The organism is Streptomyces sp. NPDC048258, assembly GCF_043201995.1.
GTDB lineage: Bacteria > Actinomycetota > Actinomycetes > Streptomycetales > Streptomycetaceae > Streptomyces.
Genome location: NZ_JBICZH010000004.1, coordinates 503683 through 517586, shown reverse-complemented (window position 1 = coordinate 517586; position 13904 = coordinate 503683). Strand labels below are relative to the sequence as shown.

At 72.6% G+C, this 13904-nt stretch carries 14 protein-coding genes; 10 read left to right on the top strand and 4 right to left on the bottom strand.

From position 1 onward, the window contains the following. Positions 1–30: 30 nt before the first annotated feature. Positions 31–1062 carry an alpha/beta fold hydrolase gene (locus ACGFYQ_RS13040; protein WP_393743024.1) on the bottom strand — a complete coding sequence of 344 codons (1032 nt, stop codon included), beginning with the start codon at positions 1060–1062 and terminating at the stop codon, positions 31–33. 140 nt (positions 1063–1202) lie between these two features. On the opposite strand from ACGFYQ_RS13040, the gene ACGFYQ_RS13035 reads away from it, so the two are divergent. The 8 genes from ACGFYQ_RS13035 to ACGFYQ_RS13000 all read left to right on the top strand — a co-directional run bounded on the left by ACGFYQ_RS13035 (position 1203) and on the right by ACGFYQ_RS13000 (position 7790). After that, a complete protein-coding gene (locus ACGFYQ_RS13035) occupies positions 1203–2156 on the top strand; it encodes a GlxA family transcriptional regulator (protein ID WP_393743022.1) in 954 nt (317 codons plus the stop codon). A 131-nt stretch (positions 2157–2287) separates the two neighbouring features. Continuing rightward, on the top strand, positions 2288–2809 hold the full coding sequence (locus ACGFYQ_RS13030; RefSeq protein ID WP_393743020.1) for a MarR family winged helix-turn-helix transcriptional regulator: 522 nt from the start codon (positions 2288–2290) through the stop codon (positions 2807–2809). Next, positions 2784–3137, top strand: coding sequence for a hypothetical protein (locus ACGFYQ_RS13025; protein ID WP_393743018.1), 354 nt, complete (start codon positions 2784–2786; stop codon positions 3135–3137). The genes ACGFYQ_RS13030 and ACGFYQ_RS13025 overlap by 26 nt, the downstream gene beginning before the upstream one ends. Further along, positions 3079–3471, top strand: coding sequence for a hypothetical protein (locus tag ACGFYQ_RS13020; protein ID WP_393743016.1), 393 nt, complete (start codon positions 3079–3081; stop codon positions 3469–3471). The genes ACGFYQ_RS13025 and ACGFYQ_RS13020 overlap by 59 nt, the downstream gene beginning before the upstream one ends. Positions 3472–3494: 23 nt before the next feature. Next, positions 3495–4829, top strand: coding sequence for a radical SAM protein (locus tag ACGFYQ_RS13015; protein WP_393743014.1), 1335 nt, complete (start codon positions 3495–3497; stop codon positions 4827–4829). 123 nt (positions 4830–4952) lie between these two features. Beyond that, positions 4953–5570 carry a dihydrofolate reductase family protein gene (locus ACGFYQ_RS13010; RefSeq protein ID WP_393743012.1) on the top strand — a complete coding sequence of 206 codons (618 nt, stop codon included), beginning with the start codon at positions 4953–4955 and terminating at the stop codon, positions 5568–5570. A gap of 416 nt (positions 5571–5986) precedes the next feature. After that, a complete protein-coding gene (locus tag ACGFYQ_RS13005) occupies positions 5987–7357 on the top strand; it encodes an FAD-binding oxidoreductase (protein WP_393743010.1) in 1371 nt (456 codons plus the stop codon). Positions 7358–7514: 157 nt separating this feature from the next. Then, positions 7515–7790 (top strand): isoamylase early set domain-containing protein, encoded by a 276-nt coding sequence (locus ACGFYQ_RS13000; RefSeq protein WP_393743008.1) that lies wholly within the window; start codon positions 7515–7517, stop codon positions 7788–7790. Positions 7791–7800: 10 nt separating this feature from the next. On the opposite strand, the gene ACGFYQ_RS12995 is transcribed toward ACGFYQ_RS13000, so the two are convergent. Beyond that, entirely contained in the window at positions 7801–9240 is a 1440-nt protein-coding gene (locus ACGFYQ_RS12995) for an MFS transporter (protein ID WP_393743006.1), read from the bottom strand. 157 nt (positions 9241–9397) lie between these two features. On the opposite strand from ACGFYQ_RS12995, the gene ACGFYQ_RS12990 reads away from it, so the two are divergent. Next, on the top strand, positions 9398–9598 hold the full coding sequence (locus tag ACGFYQ_RS12990; RefSeq protein ID WP_393743004.1) for a hypothetical protein: 201 nt from the start codon (positions 9398–9400) through the stop codon (positions 9596–9598). Between the two features lie 127 nt (positions 9599–9725). On the opposite strand, the gene ACGFYQ_RS12985 is transcribed toward ACGFYQ_RS12990, so the two are convergent. Then, positions 9726–10280, bottom strand: coding sequence for a DinB family protein (locus tag ACGFYQ_RS12985; RefSeq protein ID WP_393743002.1), 555 nt, complete (start codon positions 10278–10280; stop codon positions 9726–9728). 148 nt (positions 10281–10428) lie between these two features. On the opposite strand from ACGFYQ_RS12985, the gene ACGFYQ_RS12980 reads away from it, so the two are divergent. Then, the gene (locus tag ACGFYQ_RS12980) at positions 10429–11739 is read left to right on the top strand and encodes an alpha/beta family hydrolase (RefSeq protein ID WP_393743000.1); all 1311 of its coding nucleotides are present in this window, start codon (positions 10429–10431) and stop codon (positions 11737–11739) included. A 195-nt stretch (positions 11740–11934) separates the two neighbouring features. Here the strand turns inward: ACGFYQ_RS12980 and ACGFYQ_RS12975 are convergent, their stop codons facing one another. Beyond that, positions 11935–13884 (bottom strand): DUF2264 domain-containing protein, encoded by a 1950-nt coding sequence (locus ACGFYQ_RS12975; RefSeq protein WP_393742998.1) that lies wholly within the window; start codon positions 13882–13884, stop codon positions 11935–11937. Between the last annotated feature and the right edge of the window lie 20 nt (positions 13885–13904).

Here is a 13904-nt window from a genome sequence, read left to right as displayed (position 1 = left end):
CGGACCGGGGCCGTCCGGGCCGTCCCGTCCTCACCCCCGGCACAGCCGGGCGACGCGCTCCAGCTCGTCGGCGAACACCGCCGGATCCCGGGGGCCGATGTGGGACGCGGCTACGGACCGCACGCGGAAACGGTTGCCCGGGGTCAGCTCGTCGGCATCCCTGATCATCAGGTCCTGCAACGCGGGCGGAATCGCGCGGTCCGCGGTGAAACGCAGGAACGTCCGCGGCACCCGGCCCCACGACTGCGGCAGGCCGCGGGCGTCACTGGCGGCGATCGCCGCCGATTCGTCCGGCTCCAGGATGTTGAGCAGCGCGCGGACCTCCGCGTCCGGCAGGTCGGCCCCCAGCACCTCCTTCGCCGCGCGGAGGAGGTCCGGGTCGCCGGAGCGCCAGTTGACCCGGGTCACCCCCAGCTCAGGGGACGTACGGACGACGGGGATCAGGGCGACGGCACTGGACGCCGCCTCGGGAGTCGACATCAGTTCCAGCATGGTGGCGCGCTTGGTGGGGCAGAACGCCGAGGCGTACACGAGGTGCGCGATCAGCTCCGGCACCGCGTTGGCCACGGCATTGAGGGTGACCCCGCCCATGCTCTGGCCCACCAGTACCACCGGTCCGTTGCGGTGCGCCCGCCGTACCACGGCGGTGACGTGCGCGGCGAAGTCGGCCAGGGTCACCTGGGAGAGCGGCGAGGGCTCGGTGCGCAGCGCTTCCAGATCCTGCGGGGCCTGGTAGGAGACCGGGAAGTACGCTCCGAGGCCGTGTCCGGGCAGGTCCACGGCCACCGCGCGGTGGCCGCGCAGGCCCAGCTCGCCCAGCAGCGCCGACCAGCCGAAGGAGTTGCTTCCCGCGCCGTGGACGAGCACGAAGGTCACCGCCCCGCCCCTCGGCCGCTCCCCCGCCACGGCCGCACCCGCTCCGGCTCCGGCTCCGGCTCCGGCTCCGGCTCCGGCTCCCACCATCGCGGCGGCCCCCGCACCGGCCACAGCGGCCCGCAGCACGCCCCGCCGCGACTGCTGCCGTCCCCGGCCGTCCTGCCCGCTCGTTCGCGTGTCATCCATGCTGTGGAGCCTAGGAGTCGGCGCAGCCGTGATCGTCCGGATTCGGCCGCCACCTGTGTGGCTGCCGTGCCCCCATGCGGTACGGCGCACCCCGGCCGTCAGATTGCCGTCGATCGCGGGATACGTGCCACACTCCCCGCATGCCGCCCTTCGTGAGTGTCGCCGCCTACGCCCCGCCCGGTGTCGGCATGCTCGCGGTCGGTGTCGTCACCGAGGTGTTCGCCGAGCGGGCGGGGCTGCCCCGCTTCGACTTCACCCTGTGCGGCGACCGGCCCGGGCCCGTTCCCACCGACGTCGGCGTAGCGGTCACGGTCGAACACGGCCTGGAGCGGATCGCCTCCGCGGATCTGGTGATCGCCCTGCCCTGGGCCGACTTCCGTACGCCGCCCTCGCCCGCCGTGCTGGAGGCGCTGTCTGCCGCCCACGAGCGCGGTTCCCTGGTCGCGGCGCACTGCGTCGGCACCTACGCGCTCGCGGCAGCCGGGCTGCTCGACGGGCGGCGGGCCACCACGCACTGGCGGTTCGCGGAACTCCTGGCCCGTCGCCACCCGGAGGTCACCGTCGACCCCCACGCCCTCTACGTCGACGAAGGCCGCGTCATCACGGGCGCCGGGGCGGCCGCGGGCTTCGACCTCTGTCTGCATCTGCTCCGGCGCGAGTACGGCGCCGCGACGGCCAACGCCATCGCGCGCGACCTCGTACTGCCCTCGCACCGCGAGGGCGGGCAGGCGCAGTACCTCGCCGCTCCCGTCCCCGAGGACTCGCAGGACGAACGCCTCACCGAGGTCCTCGCCTGGGCCCGCGAGCACCTCCACGAGCCGCTTCCCGTCGCGGAGCTGGCCCGGCGGGCCGTGATGAGCAAGCGCTCCTTCGCCCGCCGGTTCACGGCCGCGACGGGCACGACCCCGCACGCCTGGCTGGTCAACCTGCGCCTGAGTCGCGCCGAAGAGCTGCTGGAGACCACCGACCTGCCCGTCGAGGAGATCGCCCGCACGGTGGGTTACACGAGCGCGGCCGTCCTGCGCGAGCAGTTCGTACGCCGACGCGGGGTGCCGCCCCGCTCCTACCGCCGCTCCTTCACGCGCACCCCGTAGCGCGCCGCCCTCACCCGGGTCCTTCACCCGGGTCCTTCACCCGGGACCTTCACCCGGGACCCTCGCCGGGGGCTGCGCCTGTTTGTCCGATTCCATTGATTCTTGCATGAGCAAGCAGATAGCTTGACGCCATGGATGTGCCCCTGGAATCCGGGGAGTTGACCCCTCCCCCCGCCAGCGACGCCGAGGATGACCGCTGGTGCATGGCGGTACGGCTGCTGGGCCGGATGGAGCGTCAGCTCGACGAGGTGCTGCAACGCCGCCACACCCTGCCGCTCTCCGAGTACCGGGCCATGTGCGCGTTGAGCCGCCCCGAGAGCGGCGGTGCGCTGAGGATGGGCGAACTGGCCGAGCGCATCGGGATGAAGGACAGCTCGACCACCCGGCTGATCGCCCGCCTGGAGGCCCAGGGACTGGCCGAACGGACTCCCGGCGCCGGCGACGGCCGGGCGGTGACCGCCGCCATCACCGACGCCGGACGGGAACGCTACGCGGCGGCGGCGTCCACCTACCGGGCCGCCCTGGGCGCCGCGCTCGACGCGGCCCGGGCCAACGCCTACCTCGCCGACCTCGCCGACTGGGTCCGTACCGGAGAGACCCGACCGCTGCCCCACCACGGGAGTTCGTATGGCAACAGCGACCGACCACTATGAGGACCTGCTCGCGGACCAGTACACCTGGATGCTCGGCGGTGACATCGCCCCGCTCGCGCAGGAGCAGGCCGCGCTGCTGCGCGGCCTCGGCATCTCACCCGACGGACCCCCGGGGGACACCGCCATCGACCTCGGCTGCGGTCCCGGCGCCCAGTCGCTGGCTCTGGCCGGTCTCGGCTTCCGTTCCGTCACCGCGTACGGTCCACGCCGACATCCGTACCGCCCTGCCGCACATCGCCGCGCCTGGAACGGTCGGCGCGATCGTCTGCATGGGAGACACGCTGCCCCACCTCCCGGCCGCAACCGATGTGACGGCGCTGCTCGATGACGTCCGGAGCGTTCTCGCTCCGGGCGGGCACCTGGTGATCACCTATCGCGACCTCACCCGGCCGCTGGAGGGAACCGACCGGTTCCTGCCCGTGCGCAGCGCCGAGGACCGGCTGCTGACCTGTTTCCTGGAGTATGTCGACGAGGACACCGTGATGGTCCACGACCTGCTCCACACCCGGGTGGACGGCGAGTGGTCCCTGCGCACCAGCAGCTATCCGAAGCTCCGGATCGGCGCCGGCCGGCTGGCCGCCCAATGCCGTTCCGCGGGGCTGGAGGTCACCCACGAAGCCGCGGGCGCCCGGGGCATGCGCGTGCTGCACGCCCGCGGTTAGGCCGATCAGGAATGGAGCAACACATGGCGAACATCAACCGTACCGCGCTGGTCGAGGACCTGATGGGGCGCTTCCCGCACGTCCCGCGGGAAGCCGTGATCAAGGAGGACCTCCTGCGCGGTGGCATGGCCTTCGACGAGTCCGCGCTCAGCGGCACCGCCGACGGGGGATCCGGCGACGTCAAGCCGAAGTCGTACTTCATCTTCTCCTTCGACCACCGCACGCTGCCGGAGCTCGGTGCGGCCGCGCTGAACCGGCCTCCCGAGGAGATCGTGCTCACGGGCGGACCGTACGGGCTGCGCCGCACCGTCGTGTCCGTACGGGTCAATCCGGACTCCCCGTACGTCGTACGGGGCGGCGAGGACGGCACGCTCGGCCTGTACCTGGACGGCGTACGGATCTCGGACGTCGGGCTGCCGCCGATGCCGGAGTACTACCGGCACACGCTGTCGAACGGCAAGTCGGTGATGGAGGTGGCACCGACCATCCAGTGGGGCTACCTCGTCTACCTGACGGTCTTCCGGGTGTGCCAGTACTTCGGGGCGAAGGAGGAGTGCCAGTTCTGCGACATCAACCACAACTGGCGCCAGCACAAGGCCGCCGGACGGCCGTACACCGGGGTGAAGCCGGTGGAGGAGGTGCTGGAGGCCCTGGAGATCATCGACCGTTACGACACCGCGGGTACGTCCCGGGCCTACACCCTCACGGGCGGCTCGATCACCTCCCAGGTCGCGGGCCGCGACGAAGCCGACTTCTACGGCCACTACGCGAAGGCCATCGAGGAGCGGTTCCCGGGCCGCTGGATCGGCAAGGTCGTCGCCCAGGCCCTGCCCCGGGACGACGTGCGGCGTTTCCACGACTACGGCATCCGGATCTACCACCCCAACTTCGAGGTGTGGGACCGCCGGCTGTTCCAGCTGCACTGCCCGGGCAAGGAACGCTACGTCGGCCGCGACGAATGGCACCGCAGGATCCTGGACTCCACCGAGGTGTTCGGTCCGCGCAACGTGATCCCCAACTTCGTGGCGGGCATCGAGATGGCCGAGCCCTTCGGCTTCACGAAGGTGAGCGAGGCGATCGAGTCGACCGCCGAGGGCCTGCGGTTCTTCATGTCGAACGGGGTCGTTCCGCGCTTCACGACCTGGTGCCCGGAGCCGACGACGCCCCTGGGCAAGGCCAATCCGCAGGGCGCGCCGCTCGAATACCACATTCGGCTGCTGGAGACCTACCGGGCGACGCTGGAGGAGTACGGCCTCAGCTCCCCGCCCGGCTACGGCCCGGCCGGTCCCGGCCGGGCGGTGTTCTCCGTCAGCTCGTTCATGGACAGCCTGGAGGGGTTGGAGGAGACGGCTTCCTGACGGGCCCCCTCCTCGACCGGACCCGGCAGGGGCGCTCCGGCGGTACGAAGCGGACCGAATGGGCTTCGGCCGGGTCTAATGGGGGAGGCAGGTCATCACCGACGGCTTCTGTGGAGGGCCGGTATGCGGAAGATCATCGCAGGGCTGTTCATCTCGCTCGACGGCGTCGTGGAGGCGCCCGACCAGTGGCACTTCCCCTACTTCGACGACGAGATGGGGGCAGCGGTCGACGCCACTTTCGGCGGGGTCGACACGATGCTCTTCGGCCGCAAGACCTACGACAGCTTCGCGGGGGCCTGGCCCGAGCGGGAGGCGGCCGGCGGGGAGGACGCCGCCTTCGCCAAGGCCCTCGGCGATGTGCGCAAGATCGTCGTGTCGCACCAGCCGCTCGCGTTCACGTGGCGGAACTCCGAGCAGCTCAGGGGCGATCTCGTCGAGGCGGTCACCGCCCTGAAGAACGAGCCGGGCGCCGCCGCAATCGGGATGAGCGGCTCGGTCTCCGTCGTACGTCAGCTGCTGGCTGCGGGGCTGCTCGACGAGCTGCACCTGCTGGTGCACCCGATCGCCGTCCGCAAGGGCCTGCGGCTCTTCGAGGAGGACGGCGCTCCGATCCCGCTCAAGCTGATCTCCTCCGAGACGTTCCGGACCGGCGTGCTCAACCTCCACTACGCCCCTGCCGAACCTCCCCGCCAGGCAGGTTACGACGACGCCAAGACCCACCTGTCGCCGTCCGATCACTAAGGGCTGTCCCGTAATCCCCGGCGGGCGCACGACGCCGGCTACGGCACCTCGCTGCGCTGTCGGAACGCCCGAATACGCCCAGTATGGGGGCGCCCCTCCGCCTTGCGATGCACCGCATCTGACGCCGTGCGCTGATCCACCGGGGATTACGGGACAGCCCTTAGGCCGGTTCGACACCGACAACGGCCGGGCGGCTGCGGCCTCACCTTCGGCCTGTCCGGCGCCCGGTCCAGGACCGCTCCGGACCTGGCGCCGGGCGCCTGACGGCCAGGGCTTCGGGTTGAGGCTTCGCCCCGGCGGCGTAGCGTGGGAATCGAGGCAGTCCGGCGGCGGGCGAGGCAGCATGAGGCCGGCCGTCCGAGCAGGATCGGGCAGAGTCGGCTGCACCTCCACCACGCACACGAGGAGCGATCGCCATGGGCAAGCCCTCGATCGAGCAACTGCGGGAACGCGCACGCGGGGCCGTCGTCACCCCCGAGGACGATGCCTACGACGAGGCGCGCACGGTCTACAACGCGATGATCGACCGGAGGCCGGCCGTCGTCGTGCGCTGCGCCAACGCGGGTGACGTCATGGCTGCGGTCGACTTCGCACGGGAGAACGGGCTCGACCTCTCGGTCCGTGGCGGCGGGCACAGCGTGCCCGGCTTCGGTACCTGCGACGACGGCGTCGTGGCCGATCTGTCCGGGATGCGAGGGGTCCGTGTCGATCCCGCGCGGCGGACGGCGCGGGCGGAGGGCGGGGCGACCTGGGGCGACTTCAACGCGGCGACTTACCCCTTCGGCCTGGCCACGACCGGCGGGATCATCTCCACCACCGGTGTCGGCGGGCTCACTCTCGGCGGCGGCATCGGCTACCTGTCCCGCGGACTGGGCCTCAGCTGCGACAACCTGATCTCGGCCGACGTGGTGACCGCGGACGGCCGGCTCCTCGTCGCGAGCGAGGAGGAGAACCAGGACCTCTTCTGGGCCCTGCGCGGCGGGAGCGGCAACTTCGGCGCGGTGACGTCCTTCGAGTTCCGGCTCAGCCCCGTCAAGGACATCTACGGCGGGCCGATCCTCTACGAACTGGACGACGCCGGAACCGTCCTGCGTTCCTTCCGCGACCTCATCGCCGACGCCCCGGAGCAACTCGGCGGGTTCCCCGCCTTCCAGATCGCCCCGCCGCTCCCCTTCATCCCGGAGAACCGGCACGGCGAACCCTTCATCCTGATCGTGTCGTGCTGGTCCGGACCCGTCGACGAGGGACAGCGGGCCCTCCAGGCCTTCCACGACATCGCGCCGGTGGTCGCCGAGCACGTCGGCCCCATGCCGTATCCCGCGCTCAACAGCGCCTTCGACGCGCTCGTACCGCCCGGCCTCCAGCACTACTGGAAGGCCAACTTCGTGACCGAGCTGAGCGACGCCGCGATCGAGGCGCATCTCGTGCACGGGCCGCGGCTGCCCGCCGTGAACTCGACCGTGCACATCTACCCCATCAACGGCGCCTGCCACCGCGTCGCCCAGGACGCGACGGCGTTCGCCTACCGCGACGCCACGTTCGCCACCGTCATCGCCGGAATGTGGCCCGACCCCGCCGAGAACGAAGCCAACACGGCCTGGGTCCGCGACTACTACGAGGCGACCGCCCCGCACTCGGAGGAGGGCGGGTACATCAACTTCATGGCGGACGACGACCAGGACCGCATCCGGGCCAACTACAAGAGCAACTACGACCGGCTCGTGCAGGTCAAGCGGACGTACGATCCGGGCAACCTGTTCCACCTCAACCAGAACATCAAGCCCTAGTCAGCGGGCCGTCAGCAGCCTCTGACACCAACTTCCCCTGGACCCCGTCGACTTCACAGGTGCCGTCCATAGTGGCCACTGTGCGTGATGATCGTCGTGCCGGTCGTGACCATCTGTGTCAGGCTGGTGGCCCCGACCCTGTGAAGGAGCCTCTGCCGTGCTGGAACGCAAGCTGCGCAAGGACCGTACCGAGGTCACGTTCGTCCTACCCGCCGACCGGCCCCCGGGTCCGGTGAGTGTGGTGGGCGACTTCAACGACTGGCAGCCCGGCACCCATACGCTCCGGCCCCGCAAGGACGGCAAGCGCGCGGTGACCGTCGAGCTGCCGAGCGAGCGGACCCACTCGTTCCGATACCTGGCCGCCGGCGACTACTGGTTCAACGACGAGACCGCCGGCGACCAGGACGGCCCCAACAGCCGCCTGCACACCTGAACCTGATCCCTCAGCCATGCTGCACGCGCCCGTTGCCTCCACCGGGATGCAGCCGCTTCTCGGCTCTCCCAGGCCGCGGCCGGGCCAGTGCGGCCAGGGCGGCCGCGCCCGCGAGGGACAGGGCGGCCGCCACCCGTAGGACCGCCTCGGTCGCCGGCCCGTCGGCGGCCGCGCCGGCGGCGGAACCGCTGACCGCTTCGAGCGCGGTGGCTGCCACGGCGACCGCCACGGCGCCCAACAGCACCATCGAGGTGAGGACGAAGCCGGATGCCGCCGCGAGGCGGGAGGCGGGGACGTAGGACTGGGTCGCCACCTGGGTCAGCGCCCAGCCGAGGCCCACCCCGATGCCGACGAGCGCGAAGATCGCCGTGTACAGGGCGAGGGGTGTGGCCCAGGTGAGGGCGAGCAGGCTGACCCCGCTCAGCAGCATCCCGGCGGCCATGAGCGACTCCGGCCGCCACCGCCGGGCCAGCGGTCCCGACCAGTAGCTGGCGGCCCCGGCTCCGCAGGACAGCGCGAGGAACACCAGCCCCGACTCCAGCGGCGAAAGCCCCCGGACCTGCTGCAGGTACAGCGCGGACAGCACCGCGACCAGGCAGTACACGACGTTGGACACGGAACCGGCCGCCGTGACGAGGACGAACGGGCCGTTGCGCAGCAGCCCGAGGTCCAGCAGGGGCTCGGCGGTCCGGCGCTCGATCACGGCGAAGGCGGCCAGCAGCGCGGCGCCCCCGCCCAGACAGAGCAGGGTGGGCGGCGAGGCCCATCCCCAGTGCGCGCCCTGGTCCACGGCGAGCATGATGCCGGTGATGCCACCCGCGAGGGTGACGACGCCGGGAACGTCGAGCCCGCGCACCGCCTGCTCGTCACGCGTCTCCGTCACAAAGCGCAGCATCAGCACGGCTGCCAGGACGCAGACGGGCACGTTCAGCAGGAAGACGGCGCGCCAGCTCACGTGCTCGGCGAACGCGCCGCCCACGAAGGGTCCCAGCGCAATCCCGATGGCACTGAACGCGAGCACCGTGGCCACCGCCCTGCCCTGGCGGTCGTCCCGGAAGTACGCGGTGACGACGGCCACGGCCACCGGGAAGACGAACGCAGCGGCGGCCCCCTGGACGACCCGGCCGGCGATCAGCCACCCCACGTCCTGGGCAGCGCTGCACACCAAGGACAGCGCGGCGAAGCCCACCAGCCCCCACACGAGCACCCGGCGCCTGCCCAGCAGATCGGCGGCCCGCCCGCCGACGATCATCAGCGCGCCCAGTGCCAGCATGTAGCCGCTCACCAGCCACTGCAGGTCGGTCGCCGGTGTGCCGAACTCGTCGGCGATCACCGGGAGCATCAGGTTGAGGGCGAACCAGTCCATCTCCACCAGCAGCATGGAGAGGGCGGCCGCGGCGATGACGGCGCGGTCCCGCGCGGTGAAGAGGCCCGGGCTTCCCTTGCTCACGGAGGTCATGGCGGCCCGTCCGTTCGATGCGGTAGGTACTCATGGTCCCCCGCGTCTCCCATTTCGGCATCGGGTGACCAAAAGGAGCGTGCGGCTGCCTTCCGTGTCAGCGTGGTGGAGCACGACCCCTTCCACACGCATCCGAGGAGTGACCTTCATGGGCGGTAGCAAGGCCAAGCGCCAGGAACCGGGCAAGGGCCGCGAGGAGCAGGAGCGCTTGATGCGCCCCGGCCAGGACCCGGTTCACCCCGAGCCGAGCCGGCCCTCCCCCGGTGGGAAGGGCCCCGACGAAATGAAGCGTCGGCGCGAGGAAGACCAGATGCGCGACAAGGAGGACCTGAGCGACGAGGAGCTCTGACCGGAGCTCCCTCGCCCACGCACGCAGCGCGCCCGGCCGGGCGGCAGTCGACCGGCCGGGCGCGCGCGTCCGTCCGTCGTCCGGCCCGGCCGCTCACGCCGCCGCCCGACCGCCGCCCGACCGCCGCTCACACGCCTATCGCTCCGTCGATCCGCTCGCGCAGCAGGTCCGCGTGTCCGTTGTGCCGGGCGTACTCCTCGACCAGGTGGATGAGTACCCACCGCAGCGACACCCTTCCGCGCCACGCGTCGTCGCCCTCGACATCGAGGTCGGGCGCTTCGGCGACGAAGCGGTCGGCGAACGCCACTTCGGCCCGCCACGCCTCCCAGGCCGCGCGGACCGCCTCGGCATCCCCGGGCTCCACCCCGTCGAAGTCCCCGTCGGGATCGGCCTCCGAGGAGAAGCGGGGAGCCACGTCCTGACGGGCCAGAACCTGCCGGAACCAGCGGCGCTCCACGTCGGCGAGGTGCCGGACCAGGCCCAGCAGCGAGAGCGTCGACGGCTCCACCGACCGCCGGGACAACTCCGCCTCCAGCCCGGCGCACTTCATCACCAGGGTCGCGCGCTGATCCGCCAGGAAGCCGACCAGCATGCTCCGCTCGTCACCCGTCGCGGGGCCGCGGAACCGGCCGTCCTCCTCGGGGCCGACAAAGATCTCGGCTCTACTGCGTGGGGTCGTCATGGCGGGAGGTTATCGACGCCGTGATCGACGACTCCTCCCGGGTCCGTCCCGGGGGCCGCCGCCGATTTGCGGAGAACCCGTATCTGGGGTTGTTTCGAAGTAGGTGCGTACGTGGTTCCCGTCTCCCCTCGTCTGGGGGTGCACCACCGTGTTCTTCGCCGATCGCGCGGACGCCGGCCGGCGCCTTGCCGAAGTGCTCCGTCACCTGGCGCGGGAGGGCCCCGTCGTCCTGGGCCTGCCGCGCGGCGGGGTCCCGGTGGCCTTCCAGGTGGCGCGGGCCCTCGGAGCCCCGCTCGATGTGATCGTGGTCCGCAAGCTCGGGGTGCCCTACCACCGCGAGCTGGGATTCGGCGCCATCGGCGAGGGCGGCGTGCGGGTCATCAGCGAGGACATCGTGGCCCGCAGCCGGGTCCGGAGGGAGGACCTGGCGGCGGTGGAGCGCGCCGAGGAGGCGGAGCTCGCACGGCAGGCCGGAAGGTTCCGCGCCGGCCGGACGCGCGTGCCGCTCGACGGCCGGACCGCGGTCGTCGTCGACGACGGGATCGCGACCGGCGCCACGGCCGCGGCAGCCTGCCAGGTGGTGCGGGCGCTGGGCGCGGCGCGCGTGGTGATGGCCGTGCCGGTGGCGCCACCGGACGCGGTCGCCTGGCTGCGCACCGTGGCGGACGAGGTGGTGTGCCTGTCCACGCCCCGCGGGTTCTCCGCCGTCGGCCAGTGGTACCAGGACTTCTCCCAGACCCCTGACGAGGAGGTCGTCTCCCTGCTGGCACAGGCAGCACAGGCCGCGGACCGCCCCGCACCCCGCGGGCCGGAGGTGGAGTCGGAGGTCGAGGTGGACGCGGGCGGCGTCGGGCTGGCCGGTGATCTCGTCCTGCCGCCGGACGTCGGCGCGGTCGTCGTCTTCGCCCACGGCTCCGGCAGCAGCCGCCGCAGCCCGCGCAACCGGTCGGTGGCGGCGGCCCTGCGGCAGGCGGGCCTGGGCACCCTGCTCTTCGACCTGCTCACACCGGCGGAAGAGGCCGACCGGGCGAACGTCTTCGACATCGAGACCCTGGCCCGGCGTCTGACGGAGACCACGGCCTGGCTGCGGCGCCGCGAGGCCGACCTCCCCATCGGCTACTTCGGGGCGAGCACCGGGGCCGCCGCGGCGCTGTGGGCCGCGTCCGCCGACGCGGACGCCCGAGCCGACGTGGGCGCCGTGGTCTCCCGCGGCGGCCGTCCCGACCTCGCCGGCACACGGCTCGCAGGCGTACGGGCGCCGACGCTCCTCATCGTGGGCGGCCGCGACACGACCGTGCTCGACCTCAACCGGCAGGCCCAGGCTCAGCTGCACTGCGAGAACCGGCTCGAGATCGTCCCCGGCGCCACGCACCTGTTCGAGGAGCCGGGAACGCTGGACGCGGTGGCCGGCCTCGCCCGCGACTGGTTCACGACGCACCTCATGTCACCGGGCGGCTAGGGGGTGTCTTGTCGGTCGGGCCGGATCAGGGAGCGGTGTCTGGTGCCGTGCATCGCAAGGCCGAGGATGGGGGTCCCCCCGGACGGAGTCTGGGGGAGAGTCGACGCGGTGGGGGCACCTCCCAGCGGTAGCTGGGGGACGTCGGCGACCGACGAGAACGCGGCGAGGCGCGGTGCCGGACACCGCGATCCCGGCCTAATCGGCAAGACACCCCCTGGGCCCTGAGGGGGGCAGGTGTTCCACGGCGACGGGCCCGAAGGCGATCCGGGTCCGGGATCCGTCGTCCGCCCACCGCACCTCGATGACGCCGCCGTCCACGCCCGCGTCCGCGCTCGCCTCCGTGACCGCCGCGGCCGGCTGGCCCGGCTCCGGCCCGGGCTCCGCCGTGAGCGTGGCCAGCGCCGCGTACAGGGCGGTTCCCTCCGCCTCGGCCGTGAGACGCGGCACGCGGGCCCACGGTGTGAAGGCCGTGCCCGCGGGCGCCCGGGCCTCGTCCTGGGTGTCCCAGCCGTGCAACGGGTGGAGCGCGGACCGGACCGGTTCGTCGGGGCCGGTGGCCCAGCCGGTCTGCTCCACGCGGGACCCGGCCGGAGCGCCCTGGACCCGGTGCGCCCGCAGTTCGTGGCGGCCCCTGACCACGGTGACGCTGTCCACGCGCAGTCCCGGCACGGAAGGGGTCGCGCCCGTGAAGACCGGCCGGTGCCAGGAGGCCGCCCAGCCCCAGCCGTCGCCGTGCCCGGCCCCGAGCGGGTGGATACGGCGCCGGGCACTGCGTACCCCGGCCACGACCACGGCGAGATGGTTGTCCGGCGGGTTGCCGCGCGCCGTGGGGCCGGTACGGGTCGAGTAGGCCTGGCGGGCGTAGAGCGGGTCCTCGTCCGCCGCCGACTCGGCCTGGTCCGGGCCGACGTGGTCGCTGCCGTGGTTGTGCAGACGTACGATCCCGTCGGCGCGGGTTGCCTGGACCAGCAGGCCCGGTCCCGGCAGGGCGAGGACCCGGTCCTCCCGCTCACCGGGAGCGGCCTCCTCCGTCGCCGTCCACAGGGGATGGCCGGCGGGGGCGAGCAGGCAGACGAAGGCCTTGGACGCCCAGTACGGGGACGCCGGCCCGGAGTAGGGCTGCAGCGTCGCCGCGTGCGCGCCGTGCCAGCCCAGGCTGAGCAGTCCGTCGGCGCCGACGGCGCCCCGGTCGAGGAAGTAGCGCAGCGATCCGCTCAGCAGCCGGCGTGAGGTGCCGGGCGGGAGCGGGGTGTGCCCGGTGACCGCGCCGAGGCCGACGGCGGCCGCGGCGGCGAAGCGGTAGGTCAGGGAGCGCCCGAAGTAGAGGGGTGCGCCGTCGGCGCCGAAGAGCAGGGAGAAGCTGTCCAGGTGCGCGTGCAACCGGTCGCCGTGCGGCGCCCGCGGCTCGCGGCCGGCCGGTCCGGTGGCTCCGGCGAGATGGGCGTCGAGTACGGGGTACAGGTGCAGGGCCCAGCCGTTGTAGTGGTCGAAGGAGCGGCCGTCTCCGTCGGCGTACCAGCCCTGGCCCCTGTACCAGCTCTCCAGGAGGTCGAGGCCGCGGCGGCGCGCCCGGGCTGTCTCCGCGTCGCCGCGCCCCACCGACTCCAGGAATCCGGCCACGGTGAAGGGGAAGAGGTACCAGTTGTTCGGGGAGGGCACATGGCGCAGGGCCCCGCGCAGCCACTCCTCGGCCCGGTCCTGTACGCCGCTGTCCAGGCGGTCCCACAGCCAGGGCCGGGTCAGCCGCAGTCCGAGGGCCACGGATGCCGATTCGACCATCGGCTGGCCCTGGACGTGCAGATCGCGGATGACCGGCCAGGATTCCGCGTCGTCGCGGCCCGGGGTGCGGGTGCCGGCCGCCAGCCCGTCCGCGTAGCGGTCGAGCAGGCCGTACGGGTCCTTGCCGTCCGCTCCGGCGACGCGGAAGGCGGCGGCGAGGAAGGTACGGGCGTACCCTTCCAACCCGTCGGAGCGTGATCCGGAGGCCGAGGGCGGTCCCGGCAGGTCGAGCAGGGCCCCGCCCGGGGTGGCCCACCGCCAGGCGGCACGCAGCAGTCCGTCCGCGGCCGCCTCCCAGTGCTCCCGCGTGTAGCCGGTGTAGGGGCTCGACTCACGGTTGTCGGCGGGGAGTCCGGAGATGGCCATGCGAGCATGCTGATCGACTG

Bases quoted from the DNA above. Each gene is read 5' to 3' on its own strand.
- ACGFYQ_RS12985 (WP_393743002.1), bottom strand. From the start codon at position 10,280: ATGACGACCCCACGCAGTAGAGCCGAGATCTTTGTCGGCCCCGAGGAG.
- ACGFYQ_RS13040 (WP_393743024.1), bottom strand. From the start codon at position 1,062: ATGGATGACACGCGAACGAGCGGGCAGGACGGCCGGGGACGGCAGCAG.
- ACGFYQ_RS13025 (WP_393743018.1), top strand. From the start codon at position 2,784: ATGGCAACAGCGACCGACCACTATGAGGACCTGCTCGCGGACCAGTAC.
- ACGFYQ_RS13035 (WP_393743022.1), top strand. From the start codon at position 1,203: ATGCCGCCCTTCGTGAGTGTCGCCGCCTACGCCCCGCCCGGTGTCGGC.
- ACGFYQ_RS12975 (WP_393742998.1), bottom strand. From the start codon at position 13,884: ATGGCCATCTCCGGACTCCCCGCCGACAACCGTGAGTCGAGCCCCTAC.
- ACGFYQ_RS12990 (WP_393743004.1), top strand. From the start codon at position 9,398: ATGGGCGGTAGCAAGGCCAAGCGCCAGGAACCGGGCAAGGGCCGCGAG.
- ACGFYQ_RS13020 (WP_393743016.1), top strand. From the start codon at position 3,079: ATGGGAGACACGCTGCCCCACCTCCCGGCCGCAACCGATGTGACGGCG.
- ACGFYQ_RS13030 (WP_393743020.1), top strand. From the start codon at position 2,288: ATGGATGTGCCCCTGGAATCCGGGGAGTTGACCCCTCCCCCCGCCAGC.
- ACGFYQ_RS13005 (WP_393743010.1), top strand. From the start codon at position 5,987: ATGGGCAAGCCCTCGATCGAGCAACTGCGGGAACGCGCACGCGGGGCC.
- ACGFYQ_RS13010 (WP_393743012.1), top strand. From the start codon at position 4,953: ATGCGGAAGATCATCGCAGGGCTGTTCATCTCGCTCGACGGCGTCGTG.
- ACGFYQ_RS13015 (WP_393743014.1), top strand. From the start codon at position 3,495: ATGGCGAACATCAACCGTACCGCGCTGGTCGAGGACCTGATGGGGCGC.